The organism is Ramlibacter sp. PS3R-8 (assembly GCF_037572435.1).
Classification (GTDB): Bacteria; Pseudomonadota; Gammaproteobacteria; order Burkholderiales; family Burkholderiaceae_C; genus Ramlibacter.
This window is the reverse complement of record NZ_JBBHGT010000002.1, coordinates 451,135-469,660: the sequence shown is the minus strand read 5'-3', so window position 1 is coordinate 469,660 and position 18,526 is coordinate 451,135. Positions and strand designations below refer to the sequence as shown.

Sequence of the window (18,526 nt, the reverse complement as noted above, 5' to 3'; positions counted from 1 at the left end):
TTCGGCCGGCCCGGCGATGGCCAGTGCCTCGCGCGAACCCCGATTGACGCTGGCCGGGCCGCCCCGTAGCCTTCCGCGACCCTTACCCAGGAGACACCATGCGTCCGATCCGGAGAATGTTGACCGTTGCCCTGCTGCTGTCGGGCTTCATCGCGCTGCCCGCTGTCGCCCAGTCCGACTACCCGAACAAGCCGATCCGCTGGATCGTGGCGTATCCGCCGGGAGGCACCACCGACTTGCTGGCGCGCCTGGTGGGCCAGCACCTGTCGCAGAAACTCGGCCAGTCCGTGGTGATCGAAAACCGCGCCGGCGGCGGCAACAACATCGGCACCGAGATGGCCATCAAGGCGCCCCCCGATGGCTACACGATCTTCCTGGTGAACCCGGCGAATGCGATCAACGCCACGCTTTACTCCAAGCTCAACTTCGTGTTCCTGGACGACCTGGTCCCGATCGCCGGCCTGGTGCGGGTGCCCAACGTGATGACGGTCACGAAGAACTTTCCGGCCAAAACGGTGGCCGAGTTCATCGACTATGCCAAGAAGAATCCGGACAAGGTGAACATGGCTTCGTCCGGTTCGGGCACCTCGGTGCACCTGTCAGGCGAAATGTTCAAGGCCATGGCGGGCATCGACATGAAGCACGTGCCCTACAAGGGCGCGGGCCCCGCGACGGTGGACCTCATCGGGGGCCAGGTCGACGTGATCTTCGACAACATGCCATCGATCATTTCCCACATCCGGGCCGGCACGGTGCGGGCGCTGGGCGTCACCACGGCGCAGCGTTCGCCGGCGCTGCCCGACGTGCCCGCCGTGGCGGAGACGGTGCCCGGCTACGAGGCCAGCGCCTGGTTCGGCGTCGCCGCGCCCAAGGGCACGCCGGCGGCCGTCATCGCGCGATTGAACCGGGAAGTGAACGCCGCCCTCGCCGACCCCGTGATGAAGGCAAAGCTGGCGGACCTGGGCGGCGTGCCGATCCCCGGGACGCCTGAGCAGTTCTGGGCCCTGCACCGCATGGAGACCGAAAAGTGGGCCAAGGCGGTCCAGTTCTCGGGCGCCAAGGCGGAATAATTCGCTGGTACCGACTGTTTCACGCTGTGTCGGCTCCGTCCTACGACGGCATCGGAAAACTACGTCGACACTTGCGGCCGGGCCCGATCTCCGGCGGAGGTCGGCCGTGTCTGCACCTTGTGTTTGCCCCCACGGCTGGTTTGTGCGCTGGATGCGCACGGCGCCCAGGCATTCGATGTAATACGGAGTCAACATGGACCAGGCCGTCACGCCTCCCGCCCTGAAGAAGAAGAGCCCGGCCAAACCCGCGGCGCGACCCGCGGCCAAGTCCGCCAAAGTCAGCATCCCCCGCATCCAGACACTGCCGGCAGACGGCTCGGATGCCCGTGCCATGCAGGTGCTTGCCGCAATGATCTCCTTCGCCAACGGCGAATTCGACGTGCGCTTGCCGGTGGCGTGGCCTGGCGTCGACGGCCGCATCGCCGAAGCGTTCAACCAGAGCATCGCGAACGCGGAGCGGATCACGACGGAGGCCGCGCGCCTTTCCACCAGCGTCGGCAAGGAAGGCCGCCTCACGCAGCGGATCTCCGCTCCCGGTGCGATCGGCAGCTGGTCTGGCCAGGTGGATTCCTTCAACACCCTGATCGACGACCTCGTGCGGCCCACGGCCGACATCGCCCGCACGATCGGCGCCGTGGCCAAGGGCGACCTGGGCCAGCCGATGGACCTGCAGGTGGACGGCCGGCCGCTGAAGGGCGAATTCCTGCGCTCGGCCAAGCTGGTGAACAGCATGATCGAACAGCTTTCCGTGTTCACGTCCGAAGTGACGCGGGTGGCGCGCGAAGTGGGTACCGAAGGCAAGCTGGGCGGCCAGGCCAAGGTGAGGGGTGTATCCGGCGTGTGGAAGGACCTCACCGATTCGGTGAACCAGATGGCCGGCAACCTGACCGCGCAGGTTCGAAACATCGCGGACGTGACGATCGCCGTGGCCAACGGCGATTTGTCCAAGAAGATCACGGTGGACGTGCGCGGCGAGATTCTCCAGCTCAAGGAAGCCACCAACACGATGGTGGACCAGCTGCGGTCCTTCGCTTCGGAAGTGACGCGCGTGGCGCGCGAGGTGGGCACCGACGGCCGCCTGGGCGGCCAGGCGGTGGTGCCGGGCGTGGCCGGTACGTGGAAGGACTTGACCGACTCGGTCAACTCCATGGCCAACAACCTCACCTCGCAGGTGCGCAACATCGCGACGGTGACGACGGCCGTGGCCCGGGGCGACCTCTCGCGCAAGATCACGGTGGACGTGAAGGGCGAGATCCTGGAGCTGAAGGAAACCATCAACACGATGGTGGACCAGCTGAACGGCTTCTCCTCCGAAGTGACGCGGGTGGCGCGCGAGGTCGGCACCGAAGGCAAATTGGGCGGCCAGGCTCAGGTGCCCGGCATCGCCGGCACCTGGAAGGACTTGACCGACTCGGTCAACTCGATGGCCTCGAACCTGACCGGTCAGGTGCGCAACATCGCGGGCGTGGCAACGGCCATCGCCAAGGGCGACCTGTCCTCCAAGATCACGGTGGAAGTGAAGGGCGAGATCCTGGCGCTGAAGGAAACCATCAACACGATGGTCGACCAGCTGAACTCCTTCGCCGGCGAAGTGTCGCGGGTGGCGCGGGAAGTGGGCACCGAAGGCAAGCTGGGCGGCCAGGCGCAGGTGCCGGGCGTGGCGGGTACCTGGAAGGACCTGACCGACAACGTGAACTTCATGGCGTCCAACCTCACCGGCCAGGTGCGGAACATCGCCGAGGTGACGACCGCCGTGGCCAACGGCGACTTGTCCAAGAAGATCACGGTGGACGTGAAGGGCGAGGTGCTGGAGCTGAAGAACACCATCAACACGATGGTGGACCAGTTGAACGGCTTCGCATCGGAAGTGACGCGGGTGGCGCGCGAGGTGGGCACCGAAGGCAAACTGGGTGGCCAGGCGCAGGTGCCAGGTGTGGCGGGCACCTGGAAGGACCTGACCGACAACGTGAACTTCATGGCGTCCAACCTCACCGACCAGGTGCGGAACATCGCCGAAGTGACCACCGCCGTGGCGCGCGGCGACTTGTCCAAGAAGATCACCGTCGACGTGCGCGGCGAAATCCTGGAACTGAAGAACACCATCAACACGATGGTCGACCAGCTGAACGGCTTCGCCGGCGAAGTGTCGCGGGTGGCGCGTGAAGTGGGTACCGAAGGCAAGCTCGGTGGCCAGGCGCAGGTGCCCGGCGTCGCCGGTACCTGGAAGGACCTGACCGACAACGTCAACTCCATGGCCAACAACCTGACCGCGCAGGTCCGCAACATCGCGGACGTGGCGACGGCGGTGGCCAACGGCGACCTCTCCAAGAAGATCACGGTGGACGTGAAGGGCGAGATCCTGGAGCTGAAGAACACCCTCAACACGATGGTGGACCAGCTGAACGGCTTCGCCTCGGAAGTGACGCGTGTCGCGCGCGAGGTGGGCACGGAAGGCAAATTGGGCGGACAGGCCGTGGTGCGGGGCGTCGCCGGCACCTGGAAGGACCTGACCGACAACGTGAACTCGATGGCCAACAACCTGACCGGTCAGGTGCGGAACATCGCGGAAGTGACGACGGCCGTGGCGCGGGGCGACCTCTCGCGCAAGATCACCGTGGAGGTGAAGGGCGAAATTCTCGAACTGAAGAACACCATCAACACGATGGTGGACCAGTTGAACGGCTTCGCATCGGAAGTGACGCGGGTGGCGCGCGAAGTCGGCACCGAAGGCAAATTGGGTGGCCAGGCCCAGGTGCCGGGCGTCGCGGGGACGTGGAAGGACCTGACGGACTCCGTGAACTTCATGGCGTCCAACCTGACGGCGCAGGTGCGCAACATCGCGGACGTGGCCACCGCCATCGCCCGCGGCGACCTGTCCAAGAAGATCACCGTGGACGTGCGCGGCGAAATCCTTCAGCTGAAGCAGACCATCAACACGATGGTGGACCAGCTGAACTCCTTCGCCGGCGAAGTGTCGCGGGTCGCGCGTGAAGTGGGCACCGAAGGCAAGCTGGGGGGCCAGGCCGCCGTGGAAGGCGTGGCCGGCACCTGGAAGGATTTGACCGACAACGTCAACTCGATGGCTTCGAACCTGACGAACCAGGTGCGCAACATCGCGGAAGTGACGATCGCCGTGGCCAACGGCGACCTCTCCAAGAAGATCACCGTGGACGTGCGCGGCGAAATCCTGGAGCTCAAGGAAACCATCAACACCATGGTGGACCAGCTCAACGCCTTCGCCGCCGAAGTGTCGCGGGTGGCGCGGGAAGTGGGTACCGAAGGCAAGCTGGGTGGACAGGCGCAGGTGCCGGGCGTGGCCGGCACCTGGAAGGACTTGACGGACAACGTCAACTCCATGGCCAACAACCTGACCGGCCAGGTGCGGAACATCGCGGACGTGGCGACGGCCATCGCGCGGGGCGACCTGGGCCGCAAGATCACGGTGGACGTGAAGGGCGAAATCCTGCAGCTGAAGGAAACCATCAACACGATGGTGGACCAGCTCTCGGCGTTCGCCTCCGAAGTGACGCGGGTGGCGCGCGAGGTCGGCTCCGAAGGGAAATTGGGTGGCCAGGCCGCCGTGCCCGGCGTCGCCGGCACCTGGAAGGACCTGACCGACAACGTGAACTCGATGGCGTCCAACCTGACCAACCAGGTGCGCAACATCGCGGAAGTGACGATCGCCGTGGCCAACGGCGACCTGTCCAAGAAGATCACTGTGGACGTGCGCGGCGAAATCCTGCAGCTGAAGGAAACCATCAACACGATGGTGGAGCAGTTGCGCTCCTTCGCCTCCGAGGTGACGCGGGTGGCGCGCGAGGTGGGCACCGAAGGGCGCCTCGGCGTGCAGGCCGTGGTGCCTGGGGTGGCCGGCACCTGGAAGGACCTGACCGACTCGGTGAACACCATGGGCGCCAACCTCACCTCGCAGGTGCGCAACATCGCCGAGGTGACGACGGCCGTGGCGCGGGGCGACCTGAACCGCAAGATCACGGTGGACGTGAAGGGCGAGATCCTGGAGCTGAAGAACACCATCAACACGATGGTCGACCAGCTGAACTCCTTCGCCGGCGAAGTGACGCGGGTGGCGCGGGAAGTGGGCACCGAAGGCAAGCTGGGCGGCCAAGCCGAAGTGTCCGGCGTGGGCGGCACCTGGAAGGACCTGACCGACAACGTGAACTTCATGGCGTCGAACCTCACGGAGCAGGTGCGCGGCATCGTGAAGGTGGTGACGGCGGTGGCCAACGGCAACCTGACGCAACGCCTGACGGTGCAGGCCAAGGGCGAAGTGGCGGCGCTGGCGGACACCATCAACGGCATGACCGACACGCTCGCGACGTTCGCCGACCAGGTGACCAACGTGGCGCGCGAAGTGGGCGTGGACGGGCGGCTGGGCGGCCAGGCCAACGTGCCCGGCGCCGCCGGCACCTGGAAGGACCTGACCGGCAACGTGAACCTGCTGGCGGCCAACCTGACCACCCAGGTGCGCGCGATCGCCGAGGTGGCGACGGCCGTGACCAAGGGCGACCTGACGCGTTCCATCCAGGTGGACGCCAAGGGCGAAGTGTCCGAGCTCAAGGACAACATCAACACGATGATCTCCAACCTGCGGGAGACCACCGAATCGAACCGCGAGCAGGACTGGCTGAAGACCAACCTGGCGCGCTTCACCGGCATGCTGCAGGGCCAGCGCGACCTGAACACCGTGGGCAAGATGCTGCTGTCGGAACTTGCGCCGCTGGTGAACGCGCACCAGGGCAGCATCTACCACAGCAGCATGCAGGAGACGGGCGAAGGCCAGCTGGTGCTGCTGGCGACCTATGCGCAATCGGGCAGCGTGGCGCTGTCGCAATCGATCCGTACCGGCGAGGGCCTGGTGGGCGAGTGCGCGCTGCAGAACCGCCGCATCCTGCTGGCCGACGTGCCGTCCGAGTACGTCAGGATCGGCTCCAGCCTCGGTGAAGCGAACAAGCTGAGCGTCGTGGTGCTGCCGGTGCTGTACGAGAACCAGACCAAGGCCGTGATCGAGCTGGCCTCGCTGCATCCGTTCACCGAGGTCAACCTGAACTTCCTCGACCAGCTTGCGCTGGGCATCGGCGCGGTGTTCAACACGATCGAAGCGACGATGCGGACCGAGGGCCTGCTCAAGCAGTCGCAGGAACTCACGGTGGAACTGCAGTCGCGCCAGATCGAGCTGCAGCAGACCAACGAGGAGCTGGGCACCAAGGCGCGCCTGCTGGCCGAGCAGAACGCGGAAGTCGAGCGCAAGAACTCCGAGGTGGAGCAGGCGCGCGGGGCGCTGGAAGAGAAAGCGTCCGAGCTCGCCCTCACTTCGAAATACAAGTCGGAGTTCCTGGCGAACATGTCGCACGAGCTGCGCACGCCGCTCAACTCCATCCTGATCCTGTCGCAGCAGCTCGCCGAGAACGCGCCCGGCAACCTGTCGACCAAGCAGGTGGAGTTCTCGCGCAACATCAACTCCTCGGGCAGCGACCTGCTGAACCTGATCAACGACATCCTCGACTTGTCCAAGATCGAGTCCGGCACCGTGACGGTGGACATCGAGGAAATCCCCTTCGGCGGCCTGCGCGACAGCATCGACCGCAACTTCCGGCACGTGGCCGAAGCCAAGAACCTGCCGCTGCACATCCGGTTCGACGACGACCTGCCGCGCTCCATGGAGAGCGACCCGAAGCGGCTGCAGCAGATTCTGAAGAACCTGCTGTCCAACGCGGTGAAGTTCACGTCGCAGGGCAAGGTGGAGGTCCGTGTCGGCCTGGCGACCAGTGGCTGGAGCGCCGACCACCGGGTCCTGAGCAAGACCCAGCGGGTGATCGCGTTCGCGGTGCAGGACACCGGCATCGGCGTGCCGCAGGACAAGCAGCGGCTGATCTTCGAGGCCTTCCAGCAGGCCGATGCCGGCACGTCGCGCAAGTACGGCGGCACGGGCCTGGGCCTGGCCATCAGCCGGGAGCTGGCCATGCTGCTGGGCGGCGAGATCAAGCTGCACAGCGTGCACGGCGAGGGCAGCACTTTCACGCTCTACCTGCCGCTGAACTATTCGGGCGCGGATGCGCCCACGCTGGAGCGCAACAACAAGCTGGCGGAAGGGCCGTCGGTCATCACCCTGCCGGCGGCGCGCGACGAATACATCGCCGATGACCGCGACGAGATCGTCCCCGGGGAGCCGGTGATGCTGGTGATCGAGGACGACCCGCACTACGCGCGGGTGCTGCTCGGACTGGCCCGCGACCACGGGTTCAAGGGGCTGGTCGCCACCAAGGGCGTCCTGGCGCTGTCGCTGGCGCGCAAGTTCAAGCCTTCGGCGATCTCGCTGGACATCTTCCTGCCAGACATGCTGGGATGGACGGTGCTGAACCAGCTGAAGCTGGATCCGGAACTGCGGCACATCCCGGTGCAGGTGATCTCGATGGAAGAGGAGCGGCAGCACGGTTTGTCGCACGGCGCGTTCGCGTACCTGGTGAAGGATTCGACGACCGCCGGGCTCGAGTCCGCCTTCGAGAAGCTCAAGGCGTTCACGGTCCCGCGCACCAAGCGGTTGCTGGTGGTGGAAGACAACGAGATCGAGCGCGACGCCGTGGTGGAGCTGCTGGCGCACGACGACATCGAGATCGTCACCGCCGGCCTCGGCGACGAAGCGCTGGGGCTGCTGCGGTCGGAGCAGTTCGACTGTGTCGTGCTCGACCTGCGGCTGCCCGACATGACGGGTTTCGAATTGCTGGAACAACTGCACCAGAACCCGGAGCTCGCGACCGTCCCCGTGGTGGTGTTCACCGGCAAGGACCTGAGCCAGAGGGAACAGGCGCGCCTGAACGCGATGGCCAAGAGCATCGTGCTGAAGGACGTGCGTTCGCCGGAGCGGCTGCTGGACGAAACGGCGCTGTTCCTGCACCGCGTGGTCACGGACCTGCCTGCCGGCATGCAGGCCATGCTCAAGCGCCTGCACAACTCGGCCGAAGTCCTGCACGGACGCAAGGTGCTGGTGGTCGACGACGACGCGCGCAACATCTTCGCGCTGACCTCGGTGCTGGAGAACCACGAGGTCGAAGTGCTCAGCGCCACCAACGGGCGTCACGCGATCGACATCATCAAGGAGACCCCGGACCTGTCGATGGTGCTGATGGATATCATGATGCCCGAGATGGATGGCTACGAAACCATGCGCGAGATCCGCAAGGACCCCGCGTTCCGCACCCTGCCGATCCTTGCGCTGACCGCCAAGGCGATGAAGGGCGACCGCGAGAAGTGCCTGGAAGCGGGCGCCAGCGACTACATTTCGAAGCCCGTCAACACGGACCAGCTGCTGTCGCTCATGCGCGTCTGGCTCTTCCGCTAATCCCATGTCCGAACCCGACACCGTCAACATCCTCATCGTCGACGACGAGCCGCGCAACCTGGCGGTCCTGGAATCCGTGCTGGACGATCCAGGTTACCGCCTGGTGCGCGCGAAGTCGGGGGACGAGGCGTTGCTGGCGCTGATGGCCGACGAGTTCGCCGTGCTGGTGCTGGACGTTCGCATGCCCGGCATGACCGGCTTCGAGCTGGCGCAGATGGTCAAGGAGCGCAAGAAGACCGCGCGCGTCCCCATCATCTTCCTCAGCGCCTATTACAACGAGGACCAGCACGTGCTGGAGGGCTACGGCTCCGGCGCGGTGGACTACCTGCACAAGCCGGTCAATCCGTCGGTCCTGCGCTCCAAGGTGTCGGTGTTCGCCGAACTGCACAAGAAAAGCCGCCAGCTCGAGGCCGCCAACCGCCAGCTCAGCGAGCTGAACGCGTCGCTCGACCAGCGGGTCACCGAACGCACGCGGGAACTGCAGGCCAGTGAAGCGCGCATGAGGGACGCGAACCGGCGCAAGGACGAGTTCCTCGCCACGCTCGCCCACGAGCTGCGCAATCCGCTTTCGCCGATGCGCAACGCCGTCCACTTCCTCAAGCTGCGCGGCCCGGGTACGCAGGACGTGCAATGGTCCGCCGACGTCATCGACCGGCAGGTGTCGGCCATGGGCCGCCTGATCGACGACCTGATGGACGTCAGCCGCATCAACCAGGGCCGCATCGAGTTGCGGCGCGCCGTCGTGTCGCTGGACGAAGTGCTGCAGGACGCGCTGGAAACCATCCAGCCGCAGATCGACGGTTCCGGACACAAGTTGACGGTCATCCAGCCGCCCGGCCAGCTCATGGTGGATGCCGATCGCGGCCGCCTCGCGCAGGTCTTCATGAACCTCTTGAGCAACGCGGCGAAATACACCGATCCGGGCGGGCAGATCGAGGTGCGGGTGATCAGGGAATCCGGTCACGCGGTGGTCTCGTTCCATGACAGCGGCATCGGCATCCAGGCACATCGACTCGATGCCGTGTTCGACATGTTCTCCCAGGAGGAACCGGCGATCTCGCGTTCGCGCGGCGGCCTCGGCATCGGCCTGTCGCTCACGCGCAAGCTGGTGCAGATGCATGGCGGCAACGTCACCGCGATGAGCGACGGTCCGGGCAAGGGCAGCGTGTTCGTGGTGCGGCTGCCGCTGGTGGCCGCGAGTCCGGCGCCCGAGACGCCCACCCATCATGCCTCTCCGGCGGCGGCCGCCGGCGGACTGCGCATCCTGGTGGCCGACGACAACCGCGACGCGGCCGAGACGATGTCCGTGCTGCTCGAGGTGATGGGGCACGAGGTGAGGCGCGCGCACGACGGCCAGGCCGCGGTGGAGACGGTGGCCGACTTCGACCCGCAACTGGTGTTGCTGGACATCGGCATGCCCAAGTTGAACGGCTACGATGCCTGCAAGGCGATCCGCCAACGGGACGCCGGCGCGGCTCGCACGCTGGTGGCGGTGACCGGCTGGGGCCAGCCGCAGGACCTGAAGAGTTCCAGCGACGCGGGCTTCGACCATCACCTGGTCAAGCCGGTCGACATCGAGACGCTGGCGCAGCTGATAGCCGACCGCGTGGCGGCGGGAGGCTGAAAGACGGGTCGGACAGCCGGACGCAGAAGGCGCAGAAACTACGCAGAAGTCGCAGAAGGACTTCCGGGATTCATTCAGGAATTTTCTGCGTCTTCTGCGTAACTTTCGCGTCTTCTGCGTCCGGTTGTTCTGTCTTCCGCAGCGCCAGAGAACCGCTCGCGCACCAGCGCCTGCGCCAGCGCCGCCGCGTGCATCCGCAACTCCGGCACCGCCGTGGCTTCCCACCATTGCGCCTTGAGCAGCGGCCCCACGTAGCGCACCCGCGCATGCAGGCTGCCGTCCGCCTTCTGCAGCCGGTAGCCAACGCCGACGGCCAGGCCCAGGCCCAGCGTGTCCACGCGCACCGCATGCTGGCTGCGCAGGCTGTCCATCAGCTCGTCCTGTACCCGCCGCAGGTCCATGGACGGCCCGGTGCAGTTGACGACACGGTCGAATTCGACATGCACCACATTCCTTGCCCCGCGCGGGCGCCAGGCCGCCTGGACGGTTGAATCGCTGGCGGTCAGGGCCCCGATCCGGCCGGCCACCACGCTGACCTGCGGCAATGCAAACAGCACGCGCAGGCCAGATGCCGTGGGAGGTCGGCGGTTGCGGCGGAAAGTTGCCGAAGGCCAGCACCACGTCGTCGGCGTCCAGGGTCGAGCCGTCGCGTCGGCCGCGTCGATGCCCGTGCGGCCGGCGGGCACGTTGAGCAGGTGGCTGGCCGAGCGCGTGCCGTACGCCATGTCGCGGGCAAAGCGGGCGTGGCGGTTGAGAAGGTGGATGGTGGCGGGTTCGCGCAGGGTCTTCAGGAGCTGCACGGCCACGGTCACGCCCGAGAAGCCCGCGCCCACGACGGCGATGGTGGTGGTCATGCGCAAATGCGGGGGAAACGGCTACTCTAACCGAGCATGCGGGGCCACCCGCCGTCCATCCATGGGAGGTGTTTCCATGTCCCGGTTTCCCTGGCGCGCCGCCGGCAACCTCATGCTGGCATGCCCGGTGATCGCATTCGCAGCCGCGGCCCATGCCCAGGCCGGTGATGCGGCGAGCTATCCCGGCCAGCCGGTGCGCATCGTCGTTCCCTTCGCCCCGGGCGGCGGCACCGACGCCACGGCGCGCCTGCTGGCCCAGAAGCTGGGCGACAAGTGGGGCAAGCAGGTCATCGTGGAAAACCGGCCGGGCGGCAACACGGTGATCGCCACGCAGGCCGTCGCGCGGGCGGCGGCCGATGGCCACACGCTGCTGTTCGCCAACTCCACCTTCGCGATCAACCCGATCCTCTCGGCCAACCTGCCGTACGACGCGTACCGGGACTTCGTGCCGATCACCAGCGTGGCGGGCGGCCCGTTCCTGATGGTGGTGCATCCCAGCGTACCCGCCGACAACCTCAAGGGCATGCTGCAGGTGCTGCGCGAGGGCAAGCCCGGCGAATGGAACTTCGCCACGGTCGGGGGCAGCGGCATCGGCCGCATCGCCGGCGAATTGTTCGCGCTGCAGTCGGGCGTGAAGCTGCAGCACATCTCCTACCGGGGCGCGGCCCAGGTCACCACCGACCTGCTCGCCGGAACCGTGAAGCTCACCATCGACCCGCCCAATACCTACATCGCGCATGTCCGCAGCGGCAAGCTGAAGGCGCTGGCGGTGACGGGCAAACGGCTGGCATCGCTGCCCGACGTCGCCACCTTCGCCGAGCAGGGCATGCCCGAGTTCGACGTGCGCTTCTGGTACGGCCTGCTGGCCCCGGCCGGCACGCCGAAGGCGGTGGTCGACCGGATCTCCGCGGCGGTGAACGAGATCCTCGAACAGCCGGACGTCAAGGAGCGGCTGGCCGCCCTGGAACTGGAGACCTTGCCGTCGGACCCGGGGCAGTTCCAGGCTTACTTGCGCACGGAGACGGAGAAGTTCACTCGGGTCGTCAAGGCAGCGAACATCAAGGCGGCGGAATGAACGCAGCCACGCGCACGCGTTCCGGCCGCACGCCGATCCCCACCATCCGCGCCGGCAGGCGCCGCAGCAGCGGCAGCCGCTGCAGCAGCCGTACCGCGATCGGCGGCTGCGCCGGCGCCTCGCTGCGCGCGAGCAGCGGCGACAGCACCTCGTTCTGCACGGCCACCTGCGCGCGCTGCGTCACGCGGGCCGGCCATTGCCTGCGCTTCTGCACGGCCCGCAGGTCCTCGGTGCGCAGCGTTCCCTGGCGCAGGCGGGCGGCCAGCAGGTTCGCCGTGGCGACGGCATCCTGGATGGCGAGGTTGATGCCGACGCCGCCCACCGGCGACATGGCGTGCGCGGCATCGCCGATGCACAGCAGGCCGTCGCGCCACCATTGCGGCATCTCGGCGATCTGCACGCTCAGCAACTTGACATCGTCCCAGCTTGCGAGTGCGGTCACTTCGGGCGTGAGGAAAGGCGCGGTGCGGGCGACGCGCCCGCGGAAGGCCTCGATGCCTTCCTGCTGCAGCGCCGCCAGCGAGCCCTTGGGGATGACGAAGGCGCACTGCCAGTAGGTGTCGCGGTTCAGCGTGACGAGCATCGCGCCCGGCTGGATGACGCCGCCGGTGCGCGACGGGTGCGTGGCGGCGTCCCGCGGCAACCGGAACCAGAGCACGTCGATCGGCGCCCCGAGGTCGACACTCGCCAGCCCGGCGCTGGCGCGCAGCGTGGTGTGGCGGCCGTCCGCGGCGACGACGAGGTCGGCGCGGATCGCGTACTCGCCGTCCTTGTCCTGCACCCGCACGCCGACCACCTTGCCGTCCTCCTCGATCACAGCAGTGGCCCGCGCGCCCATGCGCAGCGTGAAGCCGGGCAGCAAGTTCGCGTGGTCGGCCATGAAGTCCAGGAAGTCCCATTGCGGCACCAGCACCAGGAACGGACGGGCCGCAGGCAGGTGCCGGAAGTCCGCGATGGTGACGACCTGTCCGTAGACCTCGCCGGTCAGCTCCTCGATCTCCTGGTGCGGCAGTTCGAGGAATTGCTCCAGCAGCCCGAGATCGTCCAGCACCGTCAGCGTGGAGGGGTGGATGGTGTCGCCGCGGAAATCGCGCAGGAAATCGTCGTGCTTCTCCAGCACGGTGACCTGCACCCCGGATCGCGCGAGCAGGTAGCCCAGCATCATTCCCGCGGGGCCGCCCCCTGCAATGCAGCACTGCGTGCGGCGGTCGGTGGCGGGGTCCATGCGCGGCATGGTAGCCCAGCCGCCGGCGAGTCGGCGAGCTTCCTCAGGAATTCCGCAGGTGGTCCGCTTCCGCCCGCACCGCATCCCCATGCTGGTCCAGCGCGGGGGCGGAGAAGGGGGCGGGGCCGGGCGTGCGACCGAACACCCACGCGCGGGTGAATCCGCGATACCGGCCGACCACCGGATGGTCGAACGCGCCGATCATGCCCTGGGCGACGACCTGCGGAAAGTCGAACATGTCCTCCACGGTGCGCGCCGCGGCGCAGGGCACTTCCTCGCCGAACAGCGCCTCCCATTCCAGCGCCGTGTGCTGTGCCAGGGCCTCGTGCAGGCGCGGCACGATCTCCCCCTGGTACTGCGCGCGCTTGCGCACGCTGTCGTAGCGCTCCACCAGCAGGTCGGGCAGTCCCGTCCGCTCGCACAGCGCCTGCCAGAAATGCGGCGTGTTGGCCGAGATGTACAGGTAGCCGTTGCGGGTGGGGTGGATGCCGGTGACGCCGCCCGATCGCATGTCGCGACCCACCTCGCGCGGTTCGTTGTCCGCCCACACCAGCCGTGCCGACTGCATCGCCAGCGCGGAGCGCAGCAGCGAGACACCCACGTACTGGCCGTAGCCGCTCCTCTCGCGCTCGTACAGGGCCGACGCGATGCCGCCCGCCACCAGCGCGGCGGCGTAGTAGTCCACCACCGAGCCGTAGAGGATCTCCGGCGGGCCGTCCGCCGCACCCTGCTGCGCGCACATGCCCGTCATCGTCTGCAGCACCTGGTCGTAGCCCGCCTTGTCGCTGAGCGGGCCGTCCTCGCCATAGCCGGTGACGGCGCAATAGACCAGCCGCGGGTTGTGCGGGCGCAGTTGCTCGTAGGCGATGCCCAGCCGCGGCGGCACGCTCGGGCGGAAGTTGTGGACCAGCACATCGGCGCTGCGCACCAGCGCGATCAGCCGCTCGTGGTCGCCGGCGTCCTTCAGGTCCAGCACGACACCGATCTTGCTGCGGTTCACGCCGAGGAAGGCGCGGCTTTCGTCTTCCAGGGTCGAGGGGTACTTGCGCAAGTTGTCGCCGGCGGGCGGCTCGATCTTGATCACGTCCGCGCCCTGGTCGGCCAGCAACGCGCAGCCGTAGGGCCCGGCGATGTAGGCGCTGAGGTCGAGGACGCGGATGCCGCTGAGGGGGCCCGCGGTGGCGGTGACCATGGCGTGGCTCACGGATTGGAGAGCAGGCCGAGGCGGCGGGCCGTGGCCACGATCGCCTGGGCGCGCTGGAGGAACGGGCGATCGATCATGCGGCCGTCCACCACGTAGGCGCCGGCGCCGCGCGCGTCGGCGTCCGTCGCCGCCGCGGTGACTTTGACCGCATGGGCGATCTCGGCGTCCGTCGGGCGGAACGCTTCGTTGGCCAGCGCCACCTGGCTGGGGTGGATGCAGGTCTTGCCGGTGAAGCCGAGACGCCGCGCCAGCTGCGCTTCGGCCAGGAAGCCGTCGGAATCCTGGATGTCCGCGAAGGCCCCGTCGTAGGCGCCCACGCCGGATTCACCAGCCGCCAGGCGGACCGCGATCAGCACGTGCTGCACGGCCGCGATTTCGCGCCGGTCGATGCCCAGCGGCTCGAACAGGTCGCCCAGTCCCACCTGCAGGCCCATGACCCGCGCATCGGACTTCGCCAGTTCGGCCGCCCTGCGCAGCGCGCGCGGCGTCTCCACGTTCAGCAGCAGCCCCACCGGCTGCGTCACGCCGTTGGCGCGCTCGGCCCGCCGCACGACCTCCAGCGCGGAGCGCACGTCGTCGCGGCTTTCCGGCTTGGGCAGGTTCAGCACGTCGAGGCCGGGGCGCACCACGGCGGCAACGTCAGCCTCGAAGTGCGGCGTGTCCATGGCGTTGACGCGCACGATCACCAGCTTGCCGCGCGCATCCTCGTGCTCGCGCAGCCAGGCGGCCACGAGTTCGCGGGCCTGCGCCTTGCGGGCTTCGGCCACCGCGTCTTCCAGGTCGATGGAGATCGCATCCGCTTCGCCGTGCAGGGCCTTGGCGAAGAGCTCCGGGCGTGAGCCGGGGACGAAAAGCTTGCTCCTCATGTCTTGCCTTGTCCTGGTTGGGGCACCAAGGATAGCTTCGTTCTCACAGGCGGACCACGCGCCCTTCGCGCACCTGCTCCAGCCGCGTGATGCCCAGCAGTGCCATGTTGCGGTGGATCTCCTCCTGCAACAGCCCGATGGCGTGCCGCACGCCGGCTTCCCCGGCGACGGCCGCGGCGTAGAGGAACGGCCGGCCGACGAACACGAAGCTGGCGCCCAGCGCGACGGCCTTGAGCACGTCGTTGCCGCGGCGCACGCCGCTGTCCATCATCACCGGCAGCTCCGGCACAGCCGCCACGATGCCTGGCAGCACCTGCAGCGGGGACAGCGCGCCATCGAGCTGGCGGCCCCCGTGGTTGGAGACGATGATGCCGTCGGCGCCGCAGTCGCGCGCCTGCCGCGCATCGTCGGCGCTCAGCAGGCCTTTCACGACCAGCCGGCCTTTCCACTGCGCGCGGATCAGTCGCAGGTGCTCCCACCCCAGGTGGTCGCGCGCGCCGAAGTCGCGCACCACGTTGCGCGCCAGGATCGGCGCACCGCGCACGGCCTGTGAGTTCTCGAAGTGCGGCATGCCGTGATGCAGCAGCGTCCGCAGCGCGGTGCCGACCAGCCAGCGCGGATGCGTCAGCCCTTGCCAGGCCAGCGCGGCGCTGGGGCGCAGCGGGCTGGAGAAGCCCACCCGCACGTGGTTTTCGCGGTTGCCGGAGACGGCGGTGTCGGCCGTGACCACCAGCGTGCCGTAGCCGGCGCGCGCCACGCGGTCCACCAGCGCCTCGATGCGCGCCGGCTCTCCCGGCACGTAGGCCTGGAACCAGGCCTCGGGGTTGGCGGCTCGGACGTCCTCCAGCGCGATGAGTCCGGTGCCGCTGCACAGCATCGGGATGTTGGCGGCGCCCGCCGCCCGCGCCAGGGCGATGTCGCCGCGGTAGGCGCTGAGCGCGCACATGCCCATGGGCGCGATGCCGAACGGCGCGGACCAGGTGCGTCCGAACAGCGTGGTTGCCTGCGTCCGATGGGCCACGCCCTGCAGCACGCGAGTGACGAAGCCGTAGCGGTCGAATGCGCTGCGGTTGCCGCGCAAGGAAGCATCGGTCTCGCAGCCGCCGGACACGTAGCCGAAGATCGGCTTGGGCAGCGCGCGCCGCGCCTGCGGTTCGAAATCCTCCAGGCACAGGATGCCGCGCAGCCGCCGCGGCGTGCCGGCAGCGACGGTGCGCGTGCCGCCGGCGGCCGGCGTGAAGTGGGTCGCAGTCATCCCGCGCACGGTGCCTTATTCGGGCTTGATGTCGGCGGCCTTGGCCACCTGCTTCCAGCGCTCGATCTCGGCGGCGATGAAGGCCTCGAACTCCGCCGGCTTCATGGCCGCCGGCTCGGCGCCTTCCTTCAGGAAAAACTCCTTCATGTCGGCCGACAGCACGATCTTGTTGATCTCTGTGTTCAGGCGGTCCACCACCGGTTGCGGCGTGCCGGCCGGTGCGAGCACGCCCCACCACAGCTCGCTGGCGCTGCCCTTGTAGCCGGATTGCTCCAGCGAAGGCAGGTCCGGGGCGACGGGCGAGCGCGTGGCGGTCGTCACCGCCAGGGCGCGCACGCGGCCCCCCTTCACCTGCCCCAGGATCGACGGCGCGCTGGCCACCAGCACCTGGATCTGGCCGCCCAGCAGGTCGTTGGTGGCGGGTCCCATTCCCTTGTACGGGACGTGCGTCATCTTGATGCCGGCCGCATCGATGAACAGTTCGGTGGCGAAGTGGTTGATGCTGCCGGCGCCGGACGTGCCGTAGTTCAGCTTGCCCGGGTTCGCCTTGGCCGCGGCCACCAGGTCCCCGATCGTCTTGTACGGAGAGTCGTTGGCCACGGTCACCAGCAGCGGGCCCTTGCCGAGCATCGCCACCGGCTTGAAGCTCTTGATGGCGTCGTATTGCAGGTTGGTGCGGATCGCGGCGCCGGTGGTGAAGGTCGACGACAGCACGACCAGGTTGTAGCCGTCCGGCGCGGCCTTGGCGACGAAGCCGTTGGCCAGGATGCCGCCGCCGGCGGGCTTGTTGTCCACGACGACGGGTTGCCCCAGCGCATCGGACAGCTTCTTGCCGATGGCGCGGGCGAAGGTGTCGTTGGAGCCCCCGGGGGCGCTGCCCACCACCAGCGTGATGGGCTTGGTCGGCCAGGCCGGTGCCTGCGCCAGCGCGGCGAAGGGCAGGGCGCAGGCCAGCGCCAGGGTGGTGCGGATCGCGAAAATCTTCATGGGTCTGGTCTCCTGTGGTGTCGTGGGGATCGCGCTCACTCGATGCGGATGTTGGCTTCGCGGATCAGCGTGCTCCACTTCGCGTGCTCGGAGCGGATGTGCGCGGCGAACTGCTGCGGCGTCCCGGGCGTCGGCTCGCTGCCTTCCTGCACCAGCTTGTCCTTCACCTCCGGGCGGGCCAGGATCTTCACCGTTTCGGCGTTGATCTTCGCCACGATGTCGGCCGGCATTCCCGCCGGCCCCACCAGGCCGAGCCAGGTGGTGGCGTCGAAACCGGCATAGCCCTGTTCTGCCACGGTGGGCACGTTGGGCAGCGCGCTCACGCGTCGCGCGGAGCTGACGGCCAGCGCGCGGATCTTGCCGCCGGCGAGCTGGCTCATGACGGAGACGGTGTTGCCGAAGTAGGTTTCCACCTGGCCGCCCAGCAGTTCGTTCATGGCCGGGCCGGCGCCCTTGTACGGCACCTGCAGCACCTTGATGCCCGCGCGGCGCTCCAGCAGCTCGCCGGCGAGATGGCCCACGGTGCCGTTGCCGGCCTGCGCAACGCCCACCTGGCCGGGGCGCGCCTTGGCCGCCTGCACGAAGTCGGCCAGCGTCTTGAACGGCGAATCCTGTCGCACCACCAGCACCACCGGCTGCTCGGCCACCGAGACGATCGGGGTCAGGTCCTTGAGCGGATCGAACGGCATCTTCGCGTACAGCGAAGGATTGATGGCCAGGTTGGAAGCCTGGCCCATGGCGATCGTGTAGCCGTCCGGCGCGGACTTGGCGACGAAGTCGATGCCGATGTTGCCGCCCGCGCCCGGTTTGTTGTCGATGACCACGGTCCACCCCAGCAGCGTGGTGAAGCGCTCGGCCAGCAGGCGCGAAGTGGCGTCGGTGCCGCCGCCCGGCGGGAAGGGCACCACGAAGCGGACCGGCCGGCCCGGCCATGCGGAAGGCGCCTGCGCGAAGGAAGGCGATGCCGCTGCGGCGAGCGCGGCGGCGAGAAGGTGGCGTCTTTGCATTG

The 18,526-nt window shown here is 68.1% G+C and carries 11 protein-coding genes; 4 read left to right on the top strand and 7 right to left on the bottom strand.

Annotation, left to right across the window (positions count from 1 at the left end):
• Positions 1–116 precede the first annotated feature (116 nt).
• From WG902_RS10080 to WG902_RS10070, 3 genes are all read left to right on the top strand, one after another.
• Positions 117–1,070: a Bug family tripartite tricarboxylate transporter substrate binding protein gene (locus tag WG902_RS10080; RefSeq protein WP_340059907.1), complete on the top strand. Its 954-nt coding sequence runs from the start codon at positions 117–119 to the stop codon at positions 1,068–1,070.
• Positions 1,071–1,263: 193 nt separating this feature from the next.
• The gene (locus WG902_RS10075) at positions 1,264–8,427 is read left to right on the top strand and encodes a HAMP domain-containing protein (protein ID WP_340059906.1); all 7,164 of its coding nucleotides are present in this window, start codon (positions 1,264–1,266) and stop codon (positions 8,425–8,427) included.
• Positions 8,428–8,431: 4 nt separating this feature from the next.
• Entirely contained in the window at positions 8,432–10,051 is a 1,620-nt protein-coding gene (locus WG902_RS10070; RefSeq protein WP_340059905.1) for a response regulator, read from the top strand.
• A gap of 74 nt (positions 10,052–10,125) precedes the next feature.
• On the opposite strand, the gene WG902_RS10065 is transcribed toward WG902_RS10070, so the two are convergent.
• The gene (locus tag WG902_RS10065) at positions 10,126–10,905 is read right to left on the bottom strand and encodes an FAD/NAD(P)-binding protein (protein ID WP_340059904.1); all 780 of its coding nucleotides are present in this window, start codon (positions 10,903–10,905) and stop codon (positions 10,126–10,128) included.
• Positions 10,906–10,981: 76 nt separating this feature from the next.
• Here WG902_RS10065 and WG902_RS10060 point away from each other — a divergent pair, with 76 nt between their 5' ends.
• On the top strand, positions 10,982–11,980 hold the full coding sequence (locus WG902_RS10060) for a tripartite tricarboxylate transporter substrate binding protein (RefSeq protein WP_340059903.1): 999 nt from the start codon (positions 10,982–10,984) through the stop codon (positions 11,978–11,980).
• On the opposite strand, the gene WG902_RS10055 is transcribed toward WG902_RS10060, so the two are convergent.
• From WG902_RS10055 to WG902_RS10030, 6 genes are read right to left on the bottom strand one after another with little or no spacing between them, the layout of a single operon-like run.
• Positions 11,964–13,205, bottom strand: a complete 1,242-nt coding sequence (locus tag WG902_RS10055; RefSeq protein ID WP_340059901.1) for an FAD-dependent oxidoreductase — start codon at positions 13,203–13,205, stop codon at positions 11,964–11,966. The genes WG902_RS10060 and WG902_RS10055 overlap by 17 nt on opposite strands.
• 43 nt (positions 13,206–13,248) lie before the next feature.
• Positions 13,249–14,397 (bottom strand): CaiB/BaiF CoA transferase family protein, encoded by a 1,149-nt coding sequence (locus WG902_RS10050; protein WP_340059900.1) that lies wholly within the window; start codon positions 14,395–14,397, stop codon positions 13,249–13,251.
• A gap of 8 nt (positions 14,398–14,405) precedes the next feature.
• Positions 14,406–15,275 carry an HpcH/HpaI aldolase/citrate lyase family protein gene (locus WG902_RS10045; protein ID WP_340059899.1) on the bottom strand — a complete coding sequence of 290 codons (870 nt, stop codon included), beginning with the start codon at positions 15,273–15,275 and terminating at the stop codon, positions 14,406–14,408.
• A gap of 43 nt (positions 15,276–15,318) precedes the next feature.
• Positions 15,319–16,530 (bottom strand): alpha-hydroxy acid oxidase, encoded by a 1,212-nt coding sequence (locus WG902_RS10040; RefSeq protein ID WP_340059898.1) that lies wholly within the window; start codon positions 16,528–16,530, stop codon positions 15,319–15,321.
• Between the two features lie 15 nt (positions 16,531–16,545).
• Entirely contained in the window at positions 16,546–17,517 is a 972-nt protein-coding gene (locus WG902_RS10035) for a Bug family tripartite tricarboxylate transporter substrate binding protein (RefSeq protein ID WP_340059897.1), read from the bottom strand.
• Positions 17,518–17,552: 35 nt separating this feature from the next.
• A complete protein-coding gene (locus WG902_RS10030; protein ID WP_340059896.1) occupies positions 17,553–18,524 on the bottom strand; it encodes a Bug family tripartite tricarboxylate transporter substrate binding protein in 972 nt (323 codons plus the stop codon).
• Between the last annotated feature and the right edge of the window lie 2 nt (positions 18,525–18,526).

Coding starts and splice junctions, on each gene's coding strand:
- WG902_RS10080 (WP_340059907.1), top strand. CDS start 117: ATGTTGACCGTTGCCCTGCTGCTGTCGGGCTTCATCGCGCTGCCCGCT.
- WG902_RS10075 (WP_340059906.1), top strand. CDS start 1,264: ATGGACCAGGCCGTCACGCCTCCCGCCCTGAAGAAGAAGAGCCCGGCC.
- WG902_RS10070 (WP_340059905.1), top strand. CDS start 8,432: ATGTCCGAACCCGACACCGTCAACATCCTCATCGTCGACGACGAGCCG.
- WG902_RS10065 (WP_340059904.1), bottom strand. CDS start 10,905: ATGACCACCACCATCGCCGTCGTGGGCGCGGGCTTCTCGGGCGTGACC.
- WG902_RS10060 (WP_340059903.1), top strand. CDS start 10,982: ATGTCCCGGTTTCCCTGGCGCGCCGCCGGCAACCTCATGCTGGCATGC.
- WG902_RS10055 (WP_340059901.1), bottom strand. CDS start 13,205: ATGGACCCCGCCACCGACCGCCGCACGCAGTGCTGCATTGCAGGGGGC.
- WG902_RS10050 (WP_340059900.1), bottom strand. CDS start 14,397: ATGGTCACCGCCACCGCGGGCCCCCTCAGCGGCATCCGCGTCCTCGAC.
- WG902_RS10045 (WP_340059899.1), bottom strand. CDS start 15,275: ATGAGGAGCAAGCTTTTCGTCCCCGGCTCACGCCCGGAGCTCTTCGCC.
- WG902_RS10040 (WP_340059898.1), bottom strand. CDS start 16,530: ATGACTGCGACCCACTTCACGCCGGCCGCCGGCGGCACGCGCACCGTC.
- WG902_RS10035 (WP_340059897.1), bottom strand. CDS start 17,517: ATGAAGATTTTCGCGATCCGCACCACCCTGGCGCTGGCCTGCGCCCTG.
- WG902_RS10030 (WP_340059896.1), bottom strand. CDS start 18,524: ATGCAAAGACGCCACCTTCTCGCCGCCGCGCTCGCCGCAGCGGCATCG.